At 40.7% G+C, this 22,192-nt stretch carries 20 protein-coding genes; 7 read left to right on the top strand and 13 right to left on the bottom strand.

Annotated features, from left to right (window positions below):
• Positions 1 to 66 precede the first annotated feature (66 nt).
• Positions 67 to 1,152, bottom strand: coding sequence for a TRAP transporter substrate-binding protein (locus L3V25_RS12235; RefSeq protein ID WP_237295973.1), 1,086 nt, complete (start codon positions 1,150 to 1,152; stop codon positions 67 to 69).
• A gap of 376 nt (positions 1,153 to 1,528) precedes the next feature.
• The gene (locus L3V25_RS12230) at positions 1,529 to 1,936 is read right to left on the bottom strand and encodes a MarR family transcriptional regulator (protein ID WP_089122850.1); all 408 of its coding nucleotides are present in this window, start codon (positions 1,934 to 1,936) and stop codon (positions 1,529 to 1,531) included.
• 273 nt (positions 1,937 to 2,209) lie between these two features.
• Between L3V25_RS12230 and L3V25_RS12225 the strand changes: the two genes are divergently transcribed.
• Positions 2,210 to 2,881, top strand: coding sequence for a DUF2982 domain-containing protein (locus L3V25_RS12225; RefSeq protein WP_237295673.1), 672 nt, complete (start codon positions 2,210 to 2,212; stop codon positions 2,879 to 2,881).
• A gap of 28 nt (positions 2,882 to 2,909) precedes the next feature.
• Here L3V25_RS12225 and L3V25_RS12220 read toward each other — a convergent pair whose 3' ends face one another.
• The 8 genes from L3V25_RS12220 to gyrA form a co-directional block, all read right to left on the bottom strand.
• The gene (locus L3V25_RS12220) at positions 2,910 to 3,563 is read right to left on the bottom strand and encodes an MBL fold metallo-hydrolase (protein WP_237295671.1); all 654 of its coding nucleotides are present in this window, start codon (positions 3,561 to 3,563) and stop codon (positions 2,910 to 2,912) included.
• Between the two features lie 91 nt (positions 3,564 to 3,654).
• Positions 3,655 to 4,077: a hypothetical protein gene (locus L3V25_RS12215; RefSeq protein ID WP_237295669.1), complete on the bottom strand. Its 423-nt coding sequence runs from the start codon at positions 4,075 to 4,077 to the stop codon at positions 3,655 to 3,657.
• A 13-nt stretch (positions 4,078 to 4,090) separates the two neighbouring features.
• A complete protein-coding gene (locus L3V25_RS12210) occupies positions 4,091 to 5,215 on the bottom strand; it encodes a DUF1513 domain-containing protein (RefSeq protein WP_237295668.1) in 1,125 nt (374 codons plus the stop codon).
• 6 nt (positions 5,216 to 5,221) lie between these two features.
• A complete protein-coding gene (locus tag L3V25_RS12205) occupies positions 5,222 to 6,268 on the bottom strand; it encodes an imelysin family protein (RefSeq protein ID WP_237295666.1) in 1,047 nt (348 codons plus the stop codon).
• A gap of 15 nt (positions 6,269 to 6,283) precedes the next feature.
• Positions 6,284 to 7,684 carry a di-heme oxidoredictase family protein gene (locus L3V25_RS12200; RefSeq protein WP_237295664.1) on the bottom strand — a complete coding sequence of 467 codons (1,401 nt, stop codon included), beginning with the start codon at positions 7,682 to 7,684 and terminating at the stop codon, positions 6,284 to 6,286.
• 51 nt (positions 7,685 to 7,735) lie between these two features.
• Entirely contained in the window at positions 7,736 to 8,992 is a 1,257-nt protein-coding gene (locus L3V25_RS12195) for an imelysin family protein (RefSeq protein WP_237295663.1), read from the bottom strand.
• Positions 8,993 to 9,140: 148 nt separating this feature from the next.
• Complete coding sequence (gene ribA / locus L3V25_RS12190; protein WP_237295661.1) at positions 9,141 to 9,740, bottom strand: GTP cyclohydrolase II; 600 nt, start codon at positions 9,738 to 9,740, stop codon at positions 9,141 to 9,143.
• A gap of 213 nt (positions 9,741 to 9,953) precedes the next feature.
• Positions 9,954 to 12,587 carry a DNA topoisomerase (ATP-hydrolyzing) subunit A gene (gene gyrA, locus L3V25_RS12185; RefSeq protein ID WP_237295659.1) on the bottom strand — a complete coding sequence of 878 codons (2,634 nt, stop codon included), beginning with the start codon at positions 12,585 to 12,587 and terminating at the stop codon, positions 9,954 to 9,956.
• Between the two features lie 286 nt (positions 12,588 to 12,873).
• Here gyrA and ubiG point away from each other — a divergent pair, with 286 nt between their 5' ends.
• From ubiG to yfaE, 4 genes are all read left to right on the top strand, one after another.
• Complete coding sequence (gene ubiG, locus L3V25_RS12180; protein ID WP_237295658.1) at positions 12,874 to 13,584, top strand: bifunctional 2-polyprenyl-6-hydroxyphenol methylase/3-demethylubiquinol 3-O-methyltransferase UbiG; 711 nt, start codon at positions 12,874 to 12,876, stop codon at positions 13,582 to 13,584.
• Between the two features lie 453 nt (positions 13,585 to 14,037).
• Positions 14,038 to 16,323: a class 1a ribonucleoside-diphosphate reductase subunit alpha gene (gene nrdA / locus L3V25_RS12175; RefSeq protein WP_237295656.1), complete on the top strand. Its 2,286-nt coding sequence runs from the start codon at positions 14,038 to 14,040 to the stop codon at positions 16,321 to 16,323.
• A gap of 140 nt (positions 16,324 to 16,463) precedes the next feature.
• The gene (nrdB, locus tag L3V25_RS12170; RefSeq protein ID WP_237295654.1) at positions 16,464 to 17,597 is read left to right on the top strand and encodes a class Ia ribonucleoside-diphosphate reductase subunit beta; all 1,134 of its coding nucleotides are present in this window, start codon (positions 16,464 to 16,466) and stop codon (positions 17,595 to 17,597) included.
• Complete coding sequence (gene yfaE, locus L3V25_RS12165; protein ID WP_237295652.1) at positions 17,597 to 17,875, top strand: class I ribonucleotide reductase maintenance protein YfaE; 279 nt, start codon at positions 17,597 to 17,599, stop codon at positions 17,873 to 17,875. Before nrdB ends, yfaE begins: the two co-directional genes overlap by 1 nt.
• 93 nt (positions 17,876 to 17,968) lie before the next feature.
• Here the strand turns inward: yfaE and L3V25_RS12160 are convergent, their stop codons facing one another.
• Both L3V25_RS12160 and L3V25_RS12155 read right to left on the bottom strand, forming a co-directional pair.
• Complete coding sequence (locus tag L3V25_RS12160; protein WP_237295650.1) at positions 17,969 to 18,721, bottom strand: DUF481 domain-containing protein; 753 nt, start codon at positions 18,719 to 18,721, stop codon at positions 17,969 to 17,971.
• A gap of 115 nt (positions 18,722 to 18,836) precedes the next feature.
• On the bottom strand, positions 18,837 to 20,039 hold the full coding sequence (locus L3V25_RS12155; protein WP_237295648.1) for a CinA family nicotinamide mononucleotide deamidase-related protein: 1,203 nt from the start codon (positions 20,037 to 20,039) through the stop codon (positions 18,837 to 18,839).
• A gap of 136 nt (positions 20,040 to 20,175) precedes the next feature.
• On the opposite strand from L3V25_RS12155, the gene L3V25_RS12150 reads away from it, so the two are divergent.
• Positions 20,176 to 20,715, top strand: coding sequence for an ACT domain-containing protein (locus L3V25_RS12150; RefSeq protein ID WP_237295646.1), 540 nt, complete (start codon positions 20,176 to 20,178; stop codon positions 20,713 to 20,715).
• Between the two features lie 62 nt (positions 20,716 to 20,777).
• The gene (locus tag L3V25_RS12145; protein WP_237295644.1) at positions 20,778 to 21,731 is read left to right on the top strand and encodes a bile acid:sodium symporter family protein; all 954 of its coding nucleotides are present in this window, start codon (positions 20,778 to 20,780) and stop codon (positions 21,729 to 21,731) included.
• 74 nt (positions 21,732 to 21,805) lie between these two features.
• Here L3V25_RS12145 and L3V25_RS12140 read toward each other — a convergent pair whose 3' ends face one another.
• On the bottom strand, positions 21,806 to 22,141 hold the full coding sequence (locus L3V25_RS12140; protein ID WP_237295642.1) for a hypothetical protein: 336 nt from the start codon (positions 22,139 to 22,141) through the stop codon (positions 21,806 to 21,808).
• Positions 22,142 to 22,192: the final 51 nt, after the last annotated feature.

Genomic DNA, 22,192 nt, shown 5'->3' with positions numbered 1-22,192 from the left:
GACTTATCCTTGTCAGAAAATCATTCGGCTTATCATCATCTCGATGATAAGCCGAACGCTATCGGGTTACTCCGCTTCGTTATCTAAGTAAGCTTTGGTAGAAATATCCGTCCAAGCTCGAACTTTTTTCTTATAATCAGCTTGAGATTGTTGGATTTCTTTTGCTAATGGATCTTGAGAGGCATGTTCAGCTAATAACTTGTCATTTGCTGAGCGTAATGCGTCCATCACTTCTGGCGGGAAGTTTTTCACTTTAACATTAGGGTACTCTGTTTTAATCGAAGCCCAGTTCTGACCACTTTCATGTACCGCTTGGATATACATGTCGTATGCCGCGGTTTTCATTGAAATTCTTAGAATCTCTTGTAAATCAGCAGGTAGTTTTTCCCATACTTGCTTATTCACTAAAAACTGAAGCTCTGAGCCCGGCTCATGCCAACCTGTGTAGTAATAAGGGGCAATTTTATGGAACCCCATGCGTAGGTCTAATGACGGACCAACCCACTCCAAGGCATCAATGGTACGACGCTCTAATGCGGTATATAGTTCACCAGGGGCAATGTTGGTTGGTTTCGCACCCAATTCAGCCATGATCTCCCCAGCAAAACCAGGAATACGCATTTTTAAGCCTTTTAGGTCATCAACCGAATTAATTTCTTTTTGGAACCATCCACCCATTTGAAATTCAGTATTACCACCTGGAAACGATAATAGATTATGCGGGCTATATACTTTCTCCATTAACTCCATACCACCGCCATAATAAAACCATGCGTATTGCTCGGCAGGCAGCATGCCAAATGGCATTGAAGTGAAGTACAGCGTATTCGGCACTTTACCTTTCCAGTAGTACGAACCTGAATGGCCCATATCGTATTGGCCTGATTTCACCATATCGAATACACCAAGTGGCGCTTTATGTTTATTGGCTGAATCAATGCGGATTTGCAAACGGCCGTTAGACATTTCTTCGGCCATTTTCGCCATATTTTTCGTCGCATCGCCAAACACAGGAAAATTCGGCCCCCATGTTTCAGCCAGCTTTAATCGATAGACTTTGTCTGCAGCAAAAGCACTAGAGGCAAGTAAAGCAGTGGTAGCAACCACGGCAACCAGCGTCTTTTTAACGGCATTTTGTGCCATCCTTGTCATGATATTCATATCTCATCCTTTTGTTATTATTCACAATCAGATTAGGAGAATGACTGGATATGCCAATGCGAAGATTTACGGAAAATGATCAGAGAAAAACGCAGGCAAGAGCCAAACTTAGCGATCTATCTACGTAGAAATACTGAGTGGGAAATATCTAAGCCTTAATCTACAAGGCATAAATAGTAAAATACAGCTCACCAACACTACGTAGTTTCAACTAAGTAGTATTTAAATATCTATTTAACATTAAACGCTAAAATTGAGAACAAACGCAGGGTTTATCGGTTTGTACTTGAAGTTATATAGCGCGCATAAAAAAGCCTTCCCACTCAGAAAGTAGAAAGGCTATTAATATTAGAAAGTGTGAGTAGTATTAAGCTAGTTTGTAAATAACCTTATTACCAGCAGCTTGCTCTTTCACTACTAGGTTTTCTTCAACTAGCTTTTTCAAACCGCCCGTTGCCCAAGCCGCTGCTTTTGCATCTTCTTGGCCAGCTTCTAGACCGATGGCTTTAGGGCTGATACCGTCAGCATTAGCTGCTACGATGTCTAATACTTGTTGCTGTTTAGGAGTCAGTTTTACATCTTGAGATGCTTCTACTGCTGCTTCAACCGCAGCACTGGCAACTTTTTCAACTTTCGCTGCTGCTGATTTAGTTTTAGCAACGGCTTTCTCTGCTTTTGGCTTAACTGCTTTTACTGTTTTTTCAGCAGCCGCTTTTGTTGCTTTGATTTTCTTTTTAAGTTTAAGTTGTACGTTGCGCTTATGTGCAAGTCTCATTGAAGTTCTCCACAAGTCACTAATTTTAGTGTGGTAAAAATGTTGGACGGTGTTATAACAAAATATAAATCAAATTTACAGCTATTGCCTAAAAAACACCCTAATTTAATCGAAATTAGTCTAATTGAAGTGAAGATCTTCTATTTTTGTCATTTTGAACACAATCGAACCAGCTTAAATTCATTATTCTGAATTTGCTTTTTTAGGCTTCTAATAAGCCTCTATACTCTCTAATAAGTGCTTTATATTTTTCGGTTCCTTGACAGGAGTGGTATGCCAACCAAACATCTATTCTACCCACAACCCCGCTTACCTATTTGGAGCCAATATTTATTATGGGCTTGTCTTCTTATGGTTTCATTTGCCATTGATAGCCAACTAAATAGTAAAGTTGCCGGGTTATTTTTTCTTACTTGCTTAATTATCGGCTTAGCCATTAAGCATTATGTTTATGGCCAGAAATTAGGATTTACCCTTACCGAAACGCATTTTCAGCAGCACTTATATAAAGGTGGTTGGGTATTGCGTTGGCATAATATAAAAAGAATCGATACATTAGATTATAGTATTCAAGGTTGGGCGACATCGATTCCTTGGATAGGTATTGAGATCAAAGATTATCAAGCTTTCATCAGTACGATTAGTCCTAAAGTGATCACACAAATATTGCTGCATCAGCGTAGCCTACTTTTCCTAGGACTTAAACAGCATGGACGGCAACATGAACTGGAAGATCACATCATTAATGACAAACCTTTTCTATATTCAGATGGTAGTGACGTGAAAGGCTTAAAGGCAATGCTTGCCAATAGAATGAAGATTCAAAAGCAGTTGTGGGGTTATGATTTATTTATTAGTGAAAGTGATGTTATTACATCAAAAGAAGAGTTTGTAGGCTTGGCTCGCCGCTATCTTGCTGCGAGCCATAGTGGTGCAAATATTTAATACCCTTCGTACTGAGTATATTCCAAATTTAGTAAAGCGGCATTTCGTCCGCAACAAATGGATTGGATTTTCTTTCTTGACCAAATGTTGACTCAGGACCATGACCCGGAATAAAACGCACATCATTACCTAGTGGCCATAATTTGGTTTTAATGCTGTTAATCAAGGTCGCATAATCCCCTTTTGGAAAATCAGTACGTCCAATCGCGCCGTTAAATAGAACATCCCCAACAAAGGCAATATTGGCAGACTTGCTAAACAAAACAACATGTCCAGGAGTATGTCCCGGAGTATGAATCACGTCCAATGACTCTTCACCAAACTCAATTATATCGCCTTCTTGTAGCCATTGTGTTGGCTCAAATGGGTCGATAGGTGGGAATCCAAACATTTGGCTTTGATTCATAAGGCCTTGTAGCCAAAATGCATCATCAATATGTGGCCCGATAACAGGTACATTCATTTCCGCTTTCAACTCTGGCGTTCCGCCGACATGATCTAAATGCCCATGTGTCAGTACGATTTTTTCTAACGTCACACCAAGAGTATTAATAATCGTCACTAGATGGTTTACTTCGCCACCGGGATCAACGATCACCCCTTTCATGGTTTGATCGCACCATACTATTGAACAGTTTTGTTGAAAAGGAGTGACGGGGACTGATTGATATTGAAGACTCATTGGGGATTTCTCTAACGATTCAAATTTTCGAAACTATGCCAGTTAAGTGTAAAATTAGCAATCTTAGCAAATCCCCAACCTTTCTATTCTGCTACTGAGGGAGATATTGAATCACCATATTGGCTTGCGACCATATCTTCCATTGACCATTCTCTTTCTTGAAAACGACTAAAATTTGCATTCGGTTATTCGCGAACACTGCCCCTGAAACTTTGGTTGTTTCTAGCCATGCCTTTGCATAGGCATATTCATTATCTTCTCCTACAAATTGCACATCTTGTAGTTGATAGTCTAATTCATAATTATCGAAGATCGGCGGCATCGCTTGTTGAGTTTGTAAATACAACAGAGACTGAGAATGCACAGTATTCATATAATCTGTTATTTTTTCATTTTTAGCAGCGGTAAGATTATCTTGTAAAACTTGATAGATCTCCTGGCTGGTATCTGCTAAAGCCTTGACAGAAAACAACATTGACAATAAAAGCCAGTAACATCTAAATTTTACGTTCATATATTTTCCTTAATTATTTAGGTATAGCTGTCCAATGGTTGTCCCATAAAATATGTGATTGGTTAGCGAGTGTATTTTCTAATGGTAATCGTTTAATCGTTTCCCCCGAACCGGAACTAATATAAAAATAACCATTGTGTGAAATCGCACCAGACGCGTCAGTTAAGCTGTTTAACTCTAACAATCGATTTTGTGATATTGACCATATACCGTAACAATTGCCCGGTGGAGACGTTGCTAACACATAATCATCAACCACGGCAATGCTGGCAATATAATGATTAAACCTTGCCCATTCTTCCGGTTCAGCATTCAAGTTGGTTAATTCTCCCCCTACTTCCTGCATGGCGATGAGTGCGGGGTAATCATCAGGTTCACCTCTATACTGCTGCCCACACAGAACAACACCATCATGGTTATACCCCAAATGACGAATACTCAGCTTTTTATCGGTAAGTCCTACTTGACTGGTTATGGCTCCATTGCGATTCAATCGCGTCAAACTTGGCTGCATTGTCTCTAAATTGAGTGGTTCTCTACCTTGGGTATGTACACCACCAACGCCAACAGCATAACTGCCATCATCTAATCGAATAATTTCATGTGGTCCAATGCCGATACCATGCCATTCATCCACTTTTTGATATCCTGCCGCCACGTCATAAACACCAATTAATCCTTGGCTTGTATTGCGTACACCTTCTGTTGCGAGCAACCAGCGCCCGTCTTGACTAAACACGCCATGACCATAAAAATGACGATCATGAGACGCATGAATCAAGGTTTTCTTTTCACCCGTCAAATAGTCAAATACTTGAAAAAAGTGTCCTGGGCGACGAGCAAAAGCCACGGCATCAGTAAAGCCCATCGTACTTTGCTGGCTAATCGCCACACCATGAGCTCGGTCAGGGAGTGATAATTTAAAAATGGCTGTACCTTGCCAATCAGCCACTACCGTGTAGTACTGTTTATTATTACCTAGTGCATTTCCAATGAGTGTGGGTTGTGAATGACGCTCTGAATGACTTGCTTCAAAAAAGGCTTTCAAGCTGAAACCTGCAGCAGAACCTACTCCTGTAAGTGCCGCTAATATCAATAACTGTCTTCGTTTGAGATCAATTGGAGCGCGATTATTCATTGGCACTTAATCTCCATCTGTGGAGTTAAACCCAACCACGATCCCTAATTCAACGGCAGCTTCATCATGAAATAAATATTTAAGTCGCTGTAGTTTATTTTGTTGAGCTAATGCTTCTCGGTAACCATCTTTGGTTTGCAACATATCAAATAAGCTTGCTTGAGCTGGCCAGGTCTCTAGTGTTTGCTTAAATTGTGAGTCGAGGCGATCGGCTAAATCGCTTAAACCTTTTTCTCTCAATAAACCATCAAATCCAGCGCCTTCGGCTAAATACAGCTTATATAAAGCGTCAATATTCGATTTCATTAATGCTAATGATTGTTTCGAACGCCAACTCTCTGAAAAGTAAGCTCTTGGATGTCCAATTTTTGCTAAAGGTCGCTGTATTTTTTGTAATAAGAAATCGAGTTGATTCATAATCAGCCCCAGATATTCCGCTGGCCACTGAGACTCAGGTAAAGCTTTCCACGGATTGTCTTGCCAGGCCGCATTGATTTCTTCTGCATGATTGGTCAAGTTATCGCTAATTGATAAGGCAAGTTGGCAATAGGATTTATCTTGACGAGAAAACTCAGAATGTTCATCAAATAATAACCACTCGATTGCTCCTAAGCCCTGCACTGTCACGCTTTGTTCTTCTATCGATTCGACACGCCATAAATCTGGGTTTTGTAAAATCTTATTCATTTTTCTACCAGTGATGTCTTTTTTATCTGGCCAAAATTGAATCGTCCAACTGAGATCGAGCGCTTTCTTTGGCCCTTTACCCTGCCCTTGCAATGGCATCCAGCTATGCATGGTCTTCAACCAGTTCGCTTGTACCGTCGCAAGCTTTTCAACTGAATCCGCTTGGCAATATTGATTCAATGCTTGATTCAGTGCGTTTGTGTGATTTAAAAACTCTTGAGTCTTCTGTTGTTCATACTGCAGAACAGACAGTTGAGAATTATTTTTTGATATATCGCTACTCTGATCTTTATCAAAGGACATACCATAATAGGTAACGCTTCCGACCAATACACAACTAGCCACAGCTAAAATGATCTTATTCATATCTAGTCCGTTATCTTAAAGAGAGTTTAAAAATGCAATTAATGCATCACGATCTGATTTATTTAATTGCATCACTTTTTGTTTGCTTGATTCAGCTTCTCCACCATGCCACACAATCGCTTCCATCAAGTTTCGAGCGCGCCCATCATGTAAAAAGTATTGGTGGCCACTGACTTCTTCTGTATAGCCAATTCCCCAAAGTGGTGGTGTTCGCCATTCTTGGCCATTCGCAAGAAACTCAGGGCGATTATCTGCCAACCCTTCACCCATATCATGCAAGAGTAAGTCACTATAAGGATGAATAGTTTGTTCTGACAAAGAAGGAAGCTCATCGCGCTTAGCTGTTTTTAATTCTGGAATGTGGCAAGAGGCACAATCAAGCTCCGCAAATAATACTTGTCCACGTTGAACCGCAGGATCATTGGTATTACGACGAATTGGTACCGCGAGATGTTGTGAATAAAATTCGACAAATTTCATGATCTTATTACTCACTTCTGCATTTTCACTATCCGCACTATTCCCATTAGGTAACTCAGAACAAATGGTTTGTTTTGGTGAGCAGTTTTCATTGGGAAACAATGTGCTGGTTAAACCAAGATCACCATTAAAGGCTGCGGCATTTTGTTGGTTCAATGTTGGTTGTCCGGCCTTCCAACCAAAGCGCCCTACCTCTGTGGATTGTGTTTGTACATTCCATACTTGGTTTAATTTACCTGAAACCCCCTGGCCGTCTTTTAACTGCTTATCCGCGATATCTTGCAGTGTTTCGACAGGAATCGATTCCAATAAGCCTAAACCAATCATTGGAGGGGCAACGCGTGCCGATAACATAGTCTCTGGATGTAATTCACCATAATTTAAATCATGCAAAGTTAAGTGAGGCTTTCTTAGTTCAATTTCTTCACCATCTTGAAAGCTCAATTTAAACGTTTCATATTCAATCTTCACTTTGCCTTCGGGCTTAGCGTTAGGAATGGCAAAATCTTCAAGTTGATCGCCATAAGTCGGTTCAGGAATGACTCCCGAAACGATCAATTGTTGTTTTTGATTTGCAGTTAATGCTGGAATGCTCATTCTTACCAACATAGAAACGACTTGATCTTCACCTTCTTCTGGCGGATGGCCTCTTCCATCTTTGATATGGCAATTTTGACAACCGTTGGTATTAAATAACGGACCCAAACCATCACGTGCATCCGTTGTTGCCGGTGCCTGTACCCAAGGGTTACGAAAAAAGCTGTTACCGACACTAAAATCTAAACGCTTTGAGATAGGTAAATTATTGGCAGGCATTGAATAGGCGTTGTTACCTTGCTTATTTGTACTGGTATCACCACCAGATTTGACACCATAAGCAGCGGTAGTAAGTGGAAATAGTAAGCATGTCAATGTGAGGAAAAAAGAAGCTTTCATGGTACATCCTGTAAGGGCTCATTTTCAGAGCCCTTGTCCATTTTCTATTGATTAAAACTCGTGATCTGCATTATCTGGAGTCAAGCTGGTCACTCCGACTAAACCAGCTGCTTTTTCAATCGCTTCTGTCTGTTTTACCAATGAGTTAATCGCGTTATTGACTAATTCATTTCCAGATTTATTATTCGCCGCAATTAGCTGATCAAAATGTTGATTGTTGTTTTCAGCAGACTCAACCAATTTATGAACACTAGCGCGCGTCTCATCAAACTGTTTTGCTATCGCATCTGCCGCCGCTTTATCTTTATCCGCAACGAGATCTTTAATGCTGGCACCCTTCACTTCACTACCATCAACTCGTGTATAAGAGCCGTTAAATACGTTATAAATCCCTTGTTCATTATAAAAGTGCGAGTTATGTGTATTATCTGAGAAACAGTCATGCTCATCTTCTGTAGAGTTGGCTTCTAGTGCCACTTTCATACGTTCACCAGCAAGCTCACCCAATGATAACGAACCCATTCCAAATAACATTTTACGCAGACCTTCTTCAGCAGGTTGTTGCAACAAAGCACTACGGTAATTATCTTTACCTTCTGCTGCCCATTGACCTTTCATCCAATCCAGATCTTGAACGAGAAGCTGTGAGGCTGCGGATAAGTATTGAGCTCGGCGATCACAGTTACCATTGGTACAGCCTTCGCCTTGGATATAATCGGTATAAGAACGCTCACCAGCACCGGCTTCAGTGCCGTGTAGATCTTGTCCCCATAATAAAAATTCAATGGCGTGATAACCCGTCGCAACATTCGCTTCAGAACCAGCGAGTTCATTTAAACTTGCCAATAATTCGGGTGTAATTTTAGAAGCATCAATTTTATCCGCACCCACTTGAATGCTTTTGTTTGCAATAATATTGGCTTGAGCGCCTTCATTGCCTAATTCATGATGGTAACCATCTGCTACATAATCAATTAGGCCTTCATCAAGTGGCCATGCGTTTAGCTGCCCTTCCCAATCATCTACGATGGCATTACCAAAACGAAAAGTTTCTGATTGTTGATAAGGAACACGCGAAGCCAACCAAGCTTTGCGTGCTTGTTCTAGCGTTTCGGCTGAAGGCTTTTCAATTAAAGCATCAATAGCCGTTTGTAATTGCTGAGCCGTAATATAAGCATCGTCAAACACCGCGTAAGCAATATTGGCGTAGTTCGAAACCACATCTTTCGGTGCCGATGCAGCAAAAGCGGTATTACCTGTCACTAGAAGGCTTGAAATGATCAGTGAAGAAGTTCGAAGATTAAGCATGTCTCATCCTTGTATAAATCATACGAGTGAAAATCATTATCACTTGCAGTTGGGTTTGAGAATAATACTTACTTACAAATTTTTTACAACTGTTAAACATAAAAAAGGCCTCTACAATGAGAGGCCTTAGAATCTAATCTGGGGTTAATTAATCAAATTTAAGTCGATGCTTACCGTGTGAGGCTTTTGCTTTTAAATAGCTTTCGTTGCCATGTTTGATATGCACATGGGTTGGAATCACTTCTTCAAGCTCAATCCCAAATTCTTGAAGCTCTTTCATCTTTTTAGGATTGTTCGTTATTAACTTAATTTTATTGATACCGAGCGCTTTCAACATTTGTGCCGCTTCAGAAAAGTCACGTAGATCATCACCAAAGCCTAAATGGTTATTCGCTTCGTAGGTATTCATGCCTTGGCTTTGTAAGCGATAAGCATCAATTTTATTATATAAGCCAATACCACGCCCTTCTTGACGTAGATACAATAAAATCCCACCGTTCTGGCCCATTTTCTCAATGGTTTCATCTAGCTGTTCGCCACAATCACAGCGCGATGAATGAAAAACATCACCCGTTAAACATTCTGAATGCATGCGAACTAAAGGCGCTTGAGGGTTCTTATCTGCTGATTTAAAAATAATTGCGATGTGTTCTTTATCCGTTTTCAAGCCTGCAAAGGACAGGATTTCAGCGTCAATTTCGCTTTTTTTACCTACTTTTAAATCCACTCTGGCACGAACTTCCGCCATAATCTTTCTCACTTATTCTTATAATGCTCCCTCGATATTTTATCTTAAACATACTCTAAACACAGATAAAAATGAGGGCTATATCACATCGGCCAATCAATATTGTTATATTATTACATTCGATTAACTAATCAAGTAAAACCGACTTAGTTTAAATATAAAAAAGCCGGAAGTATCACCTCCGGCTTCTATCTTTCGTATAACTAAAAGAGATTACTCTTCGTCGTTAGTATCAGCTTGAGCAGCATCATCAGAAGATGTTGATTGGGTTTCGTCAGTATCAACAACTTCCACACCAGCTTCTAATAGTTCGTCTTCTTCCACTTCTTCGATGCGCTGTAGACCTACAACTTTTTCATCTTCTGAAGTACGAATCAGAGTAACACCTTGAGTATTACGGCCAACTTGGCTTACTTCCGATACACGTGTACGAACAAGTGTGCCCGCATTCGTGATCATCATAAACTCATCGGCTTCAAGGGCTTGGATTGCACCAACCACTTGTCCATTACGCTCAGATACTTTAATCGATACAACACCTTTCGTACCACGGCCCTTAGTTGGGTATTCCGTGATAACGGTACGCTTACCGTAACCATTTTCCGTTACTGTCAGAACATCGCCACCATCATTTGATGGGACAATCAACGACACAACTTGATCGTTATCTGCAAGACGAATACCACGAACACCTGCTGCGGTACGGCCCATTGCACGAACATGTTCTTCACTAAAGCGAACCACTTTGCCTTCTTTCGAGAACAACATGATTTCATCTTCACCTGATGTGATATCAACGCCAATTAGCGCATCATCATCACGTAGGTTAACGGCAATCAAACCATTTGAACGAACATTAGCAAAACTTGCTAGAGACGTTTTCTTAACCGTACCGTCACCAGTTGCCATGAAGATGAACTTATCTTCAGCAAACTCATCAACACGTAAGATAGCAGTGATACGCTCACCTTCTTCTAACGGCAAGATATTGACGATTGGTTTACCACGAGCATTACGGCTGGCAAGCGGTAGTTGGTATGTCTTCAAGCGGTAAGTTTTACCACGAGTTGAGAAACAAAGAATATTATCGTGAGTATTAGCAACCAGCAGACGTTCGATGAAATCTTCATCTTTCATCTTAGTTGCGCTCTTACCTTTACCACCACGACGCTGAGCTTCGTAGTCACTTAATACTTGGTACTTAACGTAACCTTCGTGAGAAAGTGTCACAACAACATCTTCTTGAGCAATCAGCTCTTCCATATCGATATCATGGCTTGCTGCTGTGATTTCTGTACGACGAGCATCACCGAAACCTTCACGAACCGCTTCTAGCTCTTCACGAATCACTTCCATCAAGCGTTCTGTGCTCGATAAGATATGAATTAATTCTGCAATTTCATCTAGAAGTGCTTTGTATTCGTCAAGGATCTTCTCGTGCTCTAAACCAGTTAAACGGTGTAGACGTAATTCAAGAATCGCTTGTGCTTGTTGCTCAGTTAGGAAGTATTGACCATCGCGGATGCCATAGTTGTCTTCTAACCAATCAGGGCGTGCAGCATCAGTACCGGCACGTTCAAGCATTGCGGCTACATTACCAAGATCCCAACCACGAGCGACTAGGCCCGCTTTCGCTTCTGCTGGTGTCGGTGCATTACGAATCAATTCAATGATTTCATCAATGTTGGCAAGTGCCAGTGCAAGTGCTTCTAAGATGTGTGCACGGTCACGAGCTTTACGCAGTTCAAAAATAGTACGGCGTGTTACTACTTCACGACGGTGATCAACAAAGCACTTCAACATTTCTTTTAGGTTGAATAACTTCGGCTGACCATTATCTAGCGCAACCATGTTAATACCGAAAGTCGTTTGCAACTGAGTTTGTGCATATAGGTTATTAAGAACCACTTCACCTACTGCATCACGCTTACATTCAATAACAATACGCATGCCGTCTTTATCTGACTCATCGCGTAATGCACTGATACCTTCCACTTTCTTGTCTTTTACTAACTCGGCAATTTTTTCAATAACACGAGCTTTGTTAACTTGATATGGAATTTCAGTCACAACAACCGTTTCACGGCCATTTTTGTCGGTATCGATATGCGCTTTAGAACGCATGTAAACTTTACCACGACCGGTTTTGTAAGCGTCGATAATGCCTTTACGACCACTGATTAAAGCAGCAGTTGGGAAATCTGGCCCAGGGATGTGTTCCATCAATTCATCGATAGTCACATCTTCATTATCAATATATGCCAGGCAGCCATCTAACACTTCACCTAGGTTATGTGGTGGGATGTTAGTTGCCATACCTACTGCGATACCAGAAGAACCGTTCACAAGTAAGTTTGGAATTTTTGTTGGTAAAACGGCTGGGATTTTTTCTGTGCCGTCGTAGTTGTCGACGTAATCTACCGTTTCTTTATCTAGGTCGGCTAATAACTCATGAGCCATTTTAGACATGCGAACTTCGGTATAACGCATCGCCGCCGCAGAGTCACCATCGATAGAACCAAAGTTACCTTGGCCATCAACAAGCATGTAACGAAGTGAGAATGGTTGAGCCATACGTACGATCGTATCGTAAACAGCGCTATCACCATGTGGGTGATATTTACCGATTACGTCACCGACTACACGGGCTGATTTTTTATAAGGCTTATTCCAATCGTTACCCAGAACGTTCATTGCAAATAAAACACGGCGGTGAACCGGTTTCAAACCATCACGAACATCTGGAAGTGCACGACCAACGATGACAGACATCGCATAATCAAGATATGAACCTTTCAGTTCATCTTCAATATTTACTGGCGTAATTTGTTTAGCTAAATCGCTCATAGAGCCATTATCCCTCTATTCTTTTTGATCGCGTACTTCATTACAAATAGCGATACGCACAAGGTCTAAAAATATAACACAGAAATCATAAATCAGGCATCTATTTCATGGCAGTTTTAATCACTTGATGGCTACTTCACGCTTTAACTGCAGAAAAATTGAGCTAGATTCAAATTTATGCTTTTTATCAATCACTTTAACTTTCTCAATTTCACAGTCAGGATTTCATTGCCCTTCTCTTTCCTGATATATTAATCACATCTTGATGACTTGAAGAATGACCAATATGACGACTAAACAAAACGTTGATCCTGCCGAAATTAAAAAATTTGAAGATATGGCTTCTCGTTGGTGGGATTTAAATGGTGAATTTAAACCATTACACCAAATCAACCCTCTTCGCTTAAACTTTGTACTTGATAGCGCACAAGGGCTATTTGGTAAGAAAGTACTTGATGTCGGCTGTGGCGGTGGCATCCTCGCCGAAAGCATGGCGAAAGAAGGCGCGGATGTCACCGGTCTTGATATGGGTAAAGAGCCTTTAGAAGTGGCGAGGTTACATGCATTAGAGTCTGGCGTGACGCTTAGCTATATACAGAGCACTATCGAAGATCATGCTGATCAATGTCCGCAAACATACGATGTAGTCACTTGTATGGAAATGCTAGAACACGTTCCTGATCCTTTATCGGTTATTCAAGCGTGCGCACGATTAGTTAAACCAGGCGGCCATGTGTTCTTCTCGACATTAAATCGTAATCTAAAATCTTATCTGTTTGCCATTGTCGGTGCCGAGCAAGTGATGAAGATAGTACCGAAAGGCACTCACGATCATAGTAAGTTCATCCGTCCTTCGGAATTACTGAAAATGGTCGACTCTACATCACTTCAAGAGCAATCCATCACCGGCCTACATTACAACCCACTTACAGATAGCTATTCATTAGGAAAAAACGTTGATGTGAACTATATCATTCACACGAAGAATAAAGCTTAATTTCACGTTTCCTATCACAAAAAACGCTGACCATAAATCAGCGTTTTATTACATTTATTTCTTTATAAAATGTGCTTGATCATCCACAAATTCAACCGCTCATTTCGGGATCATTTTCTCTTAAAGATCAAGCGAAATATTTTTTCTCTTGAGTATAAAATCATCATATTGGATCTTCAAAATCTCCCTATTCAAGGAATACGTTAGCGCATAGGTTAGTATCTACTTACAGAAATTTTTCTATCCAAACGTTATCCACAACTTGAGAGAAATCCAAATCTTGAAACTCACGTCTTTTCGCACTATCTTGTAACCCAGCTATAGGGGTAACCCAACATATAGTGTTTAACCTTCAAAGTAAGGTAGAGCGGAATCCGCACAAAAAGCTTGCCAATACCATAATAATTCAACGTTGCAGCTTAGAATTCATCTAGTTTAGGGAACGCATTTCGAATGAACGAACAATTGACAGTCACAAAACGTACTGGACAGAAAGAGTCGATCGATCTTGAAAAGATCCACAGAGTGATCACATGGGCAGCAGAAGGCCTGCAAAATGTTTCTGTTTCTCAAGTAGAGCTAAAAGCTCATATCCAGTTTTACGATGGCATCACCACTTCTGATATTCACGAAACCATCATTAAATCTGCAGCCGACCTTATTTCAGAGCAAAGTCCTGACTATCAATACCTAGCTGCACGTCTAGCGGTATTCCACCTTCGTAAAAAAGCCTACGGCGAGTTTGAGCCACCAAAACTATTCGATCATGTTTCAAAACTGATTGATATGGGTAAATACGATAAACATTTATTAGAAGATTATACCGCTGAAGAATTTGCAGTATTAGATAGCTTCATTGATCACAACCGTGACATGAACTTTTCATACGCAGCGGTAAAACAGCTTGAAGGTAAATACTTTGTTCAAAACCGTGTAACAAAAGAAATTTACGAAAGCGCTCAGTTTTTATATATCCTTGTTGCCGCTTGTCTATTTGCCAAATACCCTCAAGAAACTCGTTTAGACTACATTAAGCGTTTTTACGATGCGGTCTCAACCTTTAAGATTTCATTACCAACACCAATTATGGCGGGTGTTCGTACCCCTACTCGTCAATTCAGTTCATGTGTATTAATCGAATGTGGTGACAGCCTAGATTCAATCAATGCAACAGCAAGCTCTATTGTTCGTTACGTTTCTCAACGTGCAGGTATTGGTATTAATGCTGGTCGTATTCGTGCGCAGGGCTCTGAGATCCGTAACGGTGAAGCTTTCCACACGGGTTGTATTCCATTTTATAAATACTTCCAAACTGCGGTTAAATGTTGCTCTCAAGGCGGCGTTCGTGGTGGTGCAGCAACCGTGTTCTACCCTATTTGGCACCGTGAAGTTCAGTCTCTATTAGTACTGAAAAACAACCGTGGTGTTGAAGAGAACCGTGTTCGTCACATGGATTACGGTGTGCAGTTAAACAAGCTAATGTACGCTCGCTTAATCAAAGGGGCGAATATCAGCCTGTTCTCTCCATCGGATGTACCTGGGTTATATGATGCATTCTTTGAAGACCAAGCTAAGTTTGAAGAGCTTTACGTTAAGTATGAAGCCGATCAATCTATCAAACGTGAAACGATTAAAGCGGTTGAGTTATTCTCACTGTTAATGCAAGAGCGTGCTTCAACAGGCCGTATCTACATTCAAAACGTCGATCACTGTAATACTCACAGCCCATTTGACCCAAGTGTTGCGCCGGTTCGTCAATCTAACTTATGTTTAGAAATCGCGCTTCCGACCAAACCTCTAAGTAATGTTGATGATGAAGAAGGCGAAATTGCCCTATGTACTCTATCTGCATTTAACCTAGGTGAAATTAAATCACTTGATGACTTTGCTGAGCTATCGGATCTTGTCGTACGCGCACTAGATGCTCTACTTGACTACCAAGACTACCCACTTCCAGCAGCTCGCAAAGCAACGATGAACCGTCGTACTCTAGGTGTTGGTGTTATTAACTACGCTTACTACCTTGCGAAAAATGGCGTGAAGTATTCAGATGGTAGTGCAAATGGCCTAACACACCGCACTTTTGAAGCAATCCAATACTACTTGCTGAAAGCCTCGGTTGAATTAGCCAAAGAGAAAGGTGCATGTCCATCATTCAATGAAACGACTTACGCAAAAGGCATTCTTCCAATCGACTCTTATAAGAAAGATTTAGATGCCATTTGTGATGAACCACTACACCTTGATTGGGAATCGCTACGCAGCGAAATTACCACTCACGGTTTACGTAACTCTACCTTAACCGCGTTAATGCCATCTGAAACTTCTTCTCAGATTTCAAACGCAACCAATGGTATTGAGCCACCACGTGGATTCGTTTCAGTGAAAGCATCAAAAGATGGGATCTTGAAGCAAGTCGTGCCAGAATACCAAGCACTTAAAGATCAATACGAACTACTATGGCGTATCCCATCAAATGATGGCTATCTACACCTAGTCGGCATTATGCAGAAATTCGTAGACCAATCTATTTCTGCCAACACTAACTACGACCCTAGCGTACAAGCCAACGGCAAAGTACCAATGAAGTTATTGTTGAAAGATCTATTAACTGCCTATAAATATGGCCTTAAAACGCTTTACTACCATAACACTCGTGATGGTGCGAGCGACGATCAAAATGATACAGCGGCAGTTGTTGAAGATGATGATTGCGCCGGCGGCGGTTGTAAGATCTAATTAAATACTTGAAATAACGTAGCCTGCCCTGTTGCAGGCTGCTTTCATTCAATTACTACCCAAGAAATCGCTCAGTGAAAGCTCTTCAACATATCACTAGCGCATGGATGGTTCCCAGACCGTTCATTTAAGAGGTTAACATGGCTTATACAATTTTTAATCAGAAGAAAAATGACCAACTCAAAGAGCCGATGTTCTTTGGCCAATCGGTTAACGTTGCACGTTATGACCAACAAAAATTTGAGATTTTCGAAAAACTAATCGAAAAGCAATTATCCTTCTTTTGGCGTCCTGAAGAAGTTGACGTATCAAGCGATCGTATTGATTACAACAAGCTACCTGATCATGAGAAACACATTTTTATCAGCAATTTAAAATATCAAACACTGCTTGATTCTATTCAAGGTCGTAGCCCAAATGTTGCCCTACTACCTCTAGTGTCTCTACCAGAATTAGAAACGTGGATTGAAACATGGTCATTCTCTGAAACCATTCACTCACGTTCTTACACGCACATTATCCGTAATATCGTGAACGATCCTGGCGCAGTATTTGACGATATCGTTGAAAATGAATACATCGTTAAACGTGCTCGTGATATTGCCCATTACTATGATGAACTGATCCGTTTAACCAATGACTACCACCGTCATGGTGAAGGTACGCACGTTCTTAATGGTGAAACGGTTGAAATCAAACTTCATGATCTGAAAAAGCAGCTTTACCTTTGCTTAATGTCTGTAAACGCACTAGAAGCGATCCGTTTCTACGTAAGCTTTGCATGTTCATTTGCTTTCGCAGAGCGTGAGTTAATGGAAGGCAACGCGAAAATCATCAAACTGATTGCTCGTGATGAAGCGCTTCACTTAACCGGTACTCAGCACATGCTAAACATCTTACGTAATGGTCAAGATGACTTTAGCTTTATGCAAATTGCTGAAGAATGTAAGCAAGAGTGTTTTGACCTGTTTAAGCAAGCCGCTGAGCAAGAAAAAGAATGGGCAGAATACCTATTCAAAGATGGCTCTATGATTGGCCTAAATAAAGATATTTTATGTCAGTACGTTGAGTACATTACAAACATCCGCATGCAAGCGGTTGGCCTTGATGCTGCTTATCCTGAAGCCACCAGCAATCCTATCCCTTGGATCAATGCTTGGTTATCATCAGACAACGTACAAGTCGCTCCACAAGAAGCGGAAATCAGTTCATACCTAGTAGGTCAAATTGATAACGAAATTGGCTCTGATGACTTCGGAGATTTCGAACTGTAATGAAATCACTGCAAATTAATGGGATCACTCAACTGAATATCGACCCACAACAAACCCTACTCGATGCGATGGAAAAAGCCGGTCTTGAGCCTGAATTTCAATGTCGTGATGGTCACTGTGGTGCTTGTAAATGTGAGTTAGAATCAGGTGACGTGGAATACATTGGATTTGCTTTGGCTTTCACCCATCCTAAAGAAATTCTGCCTTGTATCTGCAAAGCAAAATCGGATGTGGTACTGAAAAATGTTCGATATCAAACTGTAAAGAAAAGGGCGTAACGCAACGGTTTGCTTAACTTTACTACTACCAATAAAAAACGGGCTTGTGATTAATTCACAAGCCCGTTTTCTATCTAATGTAAACTAGTCTAATTAAAAGTCGTAGCTGATGCTCACTGTAGTATAGATTTCGTCATTGCTCTTATCTGAAGCAACGTCGGTGTTATAAACATATTCAGCATCAAATACTAAAGCAACATCGCCCACTAAAATGTTCTTTAAATTCGCCCCTAAAGTATAGGTAGTATTCGATTCACCGTAATCGACTTCAGCATCCCCACCAATCGATAAAGTATCGGTTACCTTGGTTTTGGCATTTAAGAAACCATTGGCAATAACGTCTTCATTCACTTGGCTTGGATGATCGACATCACTAGGCTGGCGCTTACTATAACGATAACCTGGGCCACCACCGATATTCACTTTTGTCGTTTCCGTATCGACTAATGCCCTTTCAATACCCGCAGTCACCGAATAAACATCGCGGTAAGTTTCAAACTGATCATGTTCATATCGGTTATCAACAAACGCTTTATACTTATCAGCAATTTGATAAGACAGTTTATAACCTAGCTCATATTTATTCGTGCCATCTTCGTCTGAATCTGACGTTTTCGTATAGTAACTACTGCCCGAGAAGTCATGAGTCCATTTCGCTTTCTCATACTTCAACCAACCACCCGTATTGAGAGAGGTAGACGTTGTGGAAGCATTAGAATACAGAAAGCCAAGCTTTGCTCCACCGCTAAACTGCCCTTGCTCCGTTGATGTTGTATCATCCGAAGCAAGAGCTGAAGCAGAAGAAAATAGCAGCGCAAAAGAAGAAAGATAAAGAGTTGATTTCATGCGAAGCACCTTTTGTTAAATATGCGCGCACAATATTTAAGATGGATGTCACATTTGTCATGTGAATGTCATGCAATTGAAAATCAATCTCATTTGATGATTTTATCACCAAAGGTTAACCTTCAATAAAAGCCAAACGTTCAAAGTGGCTTAACGTTGCTAACATGCTGGTTTGTTGCAAGTATCTTCTCACCATATCTAGCATCACGGTAGACAATAATATCTGTTGCGATTTCAATGGGTAGTCTCGTGTCAATGAAACTTGCTGAGCAAAATGATATTCAGCAGAAATCAGAACCAAAGCAATACTTTCGTCTTCCATTTTGAAGCTACCAACCACAATATCCGATTGGGTATCCTGACGGTATTCATCAGCAATCAATAGTGCATCTTGTAGTTCTGATAATGGTTGTGCTTTATTATCAACCACACTTTGTATGAACTGCTCTTGAGCTTTTACATCCAGTGATAAACTGCGAGCAATTTCCCCACCAGTGACCTGCTCTAGTGCCGAGATCTGTGTTTGGCTTTGCTCTAGTAAATGGCCAACCGCCGCAATTAAAGGCTGGTTGATTGAAAGCGTAAATTCGGCTAACTCACCGCTAATTATCTCAATCACTTGTTCGACATTCGGATCTTGATAAGGGCTGAATATTTTTACTTCAATAAACGGCATATAAGAGCGATAACCTAGGCTGAAACCATCAGGCAATTTCACCGATTTCAAACGATCAGCAATCCCCGACTCACCAAGACCAAAGGTATAAAGCTTATTACATTCCAGCCTTTCAACACTTGGAAAGCGTTGCTTCAAACGCGGCAAAATTTCATCGGTTGTCATACGTTTGAATTCAAACGGCACACCAGGAGTAAAAAATACCACCGCATTATTAAGCTCAATACTAAAACCACAAGCCGTCCCCACAGGGTTATTGATCATTTCAGCACCAATAGGCAGCATCGCTTGCTTATCGTTACTTGCCGCCATTGGGCGACCGAGGCGAGCAAAATACTGAGTCATAATCTCTAACCACTCTTGATTAAGCTCTAACTCCACGCCAAGTGCTTTCGCTGCGGCTAATGCACTAAGATCGTCGGTTGTTGGCCCTAAACCACCATTAACTATTACCACATCACTTTTCAAGCTTAACGCGGTAATTTCGCTTTCTAATTCTTCTAACTGATCACCGACCGTGCTGCGGTAGTGAATCGCAAATCCTTGTTCAAAAAATAATTCCGATAACCAAGACGCATTGGTATCAACAATATCACCATGCAAAACCTCTTCGCCCGTGCTGAGCATTGATACTCTCACCATTTTTCGTCCTTATTTGTCTTTTCTTTAATCAAATGATTGAAACATAACTGCTGAGCTTTTAGAACTTTATTCTTACATCAATCACTCTTATCTATACTAAAATTATCTTAAGTACTTCACTGATGATGAGGTTTCCATGACAAACAAGGTACTCTTTATTGCCAATATTTCTGGCCACGCTACCCCGCAAACACTACAGCACCTTGCTCACGCAACTCATGAACATGGCGGTAGTTGGATTATTAGTAAAATTAATTACCTCGATGATCAAGTTGCAGGATTAATCAAAATTCAGTGCCCTGAATCAAGCCTAGAAATGATTCAAACGGCATTTGACGAAGCCTCAGGTTTACAAGCTCACTTTGTGCAATCACAAGAAACTAAACACGCAGAAGATGACGTGTATGAATTACGTTTTGATAGCCAAGAACAAGCAGGGATCATTAAAGAACTCACTCACATCTTAGAGCGAGAACGCGCTAATATTTTAAGCATTGATACTCAGCGCCTATTTCTCGCAGGCGAAAATGGCATCAGCGCGAATCTATTTACCTCGCAATTCAGTATTACTATTCCAGAAGAAACGAATATTAAAGATGTAATTGCAGAGCTAGAAGCGATCACCCAAGGTACTCGAGTCATTGATGTGACATCTACGCTGTCGAAAGAAGAGTAAAATTCAAACGTGACAAAAATGTTAAATATGGCATTCTGGACTTCTATAAAAAGGAGAACCAAATGTTACGGACGATTACTCAATTATTCCCAGTATGGGCAATTTTAATATCCATCTTGGCTTATATGCAGCCAACCATTTTTCAGCCATTAAAATCTTATATCGTGCCTTTATTGGTTGTGATTATGATGTCGATGGGGCTAACACTGAAAGCCAGTGATTTTGCGAATGTCGTTAAACAAAAATTGGCCGTTACGATTGGCATCATTTTACAATTTACGGTTATGCCTCTTGTCGCCTTGCTGATCAGTTATATTCTAGGATTTAGTCCTGAACTAACGGTTGGTATGGTATTAGTCGGCAGCGTAGCCGGTGGTACATCATCTAATGTAATGTGTTATTTAGCCAAGGGCGATGTGGCACTTTCTATATCTATGACCGCAATTTCAACATTACTAGGCGTGCTTCTTACTCCATTTCTATCTGAACTTTTAGCAGGACAAGCCGTTGACGTTCCGGCAGCAGCAATGTTGATGAGCCTAGTGAAGATTGTATTACTACCAGTGGCAATCGGAATTTTCATTAACCAATTCTTCCATGATGTCACGAAGAAACTTGATTCCATCCTTCCCCTAATTTCAATGGCTGCCATTGTGATGATTATTGGTATCGTTATTGCGCTCAATGCATCTCAATTTGCAGCGATAGGTCCAATCATTGCTCTTGCAGTTGTTCTACATAATGGATTTGGCTTATTGGCAGGGTATTGGGGATGTCGTTTATTAGGCTTTAATGAAACTATTTCGCGTACTATTGCGTTTGAAGTAGGCTTACAAAATTCAGGTCTTGCTACTGCTCTTGCTATGAAATTCTTTACACCAGCAGCAGCTATGCCGGGAACATTATTCTCGCTTTGGCATAATATTTCAGGCTCAATCTTGGCTGGGTACTGGTCACGAAAAACAGTTCAAGATGACTCATCGGTCAACGCACAACCTCAAGCTGAGAAATCATAATCTAGTGCTATTTAAATTATTCTGATTAACCACTACAACAAGGACTTCGCTACTCTCAGCGAAGTCCTTTTTTATTAATGCCCTAGCGCTGAAAGATCAAACTCTAATTCGCCGGAATCTAATACGGTTAACGTCACTTTATTTTTGTCCGTGCCTTTTAAATCGGTATCTGTGCAAGGGCTAAACACGAACCAATCATACTGATAAGCAAGCGAGTAACGTGCCTCCCCCAAGTGAGTCACATCTATAATTTGAATACCATTATCATTAAGTGCTCTAGGATCGATGTAATCTAAATTTGGAATGAGCTGACGCTCAATTTTATCTTGGTTCTTTAACAGAAAATCTTTCAAGAGATTAGCAGCGGCTTCACCGTGAGAATCAATAACACCGGAATAGATAATTTTCATGAAACGATATCCCTTTTCAATACAGGTAGCAGCACTCTACCGCCCCACCTT

The sequence above is a fragment of the Vibrio sp. CK2-1 genome (assembly GCF_021726515.1).
Classification (GTDB): domain Bacteria; phylum Pseudomonadota; class Gammaproteobacteria; order Enterobacterales; family Vibrionaceae; genus Vibrio.
The sequence above is the reverse complement of the archived record's forward strand: the minus strand, read 5'-3'. Positions and strand labels throughout refer to the sequence as shown.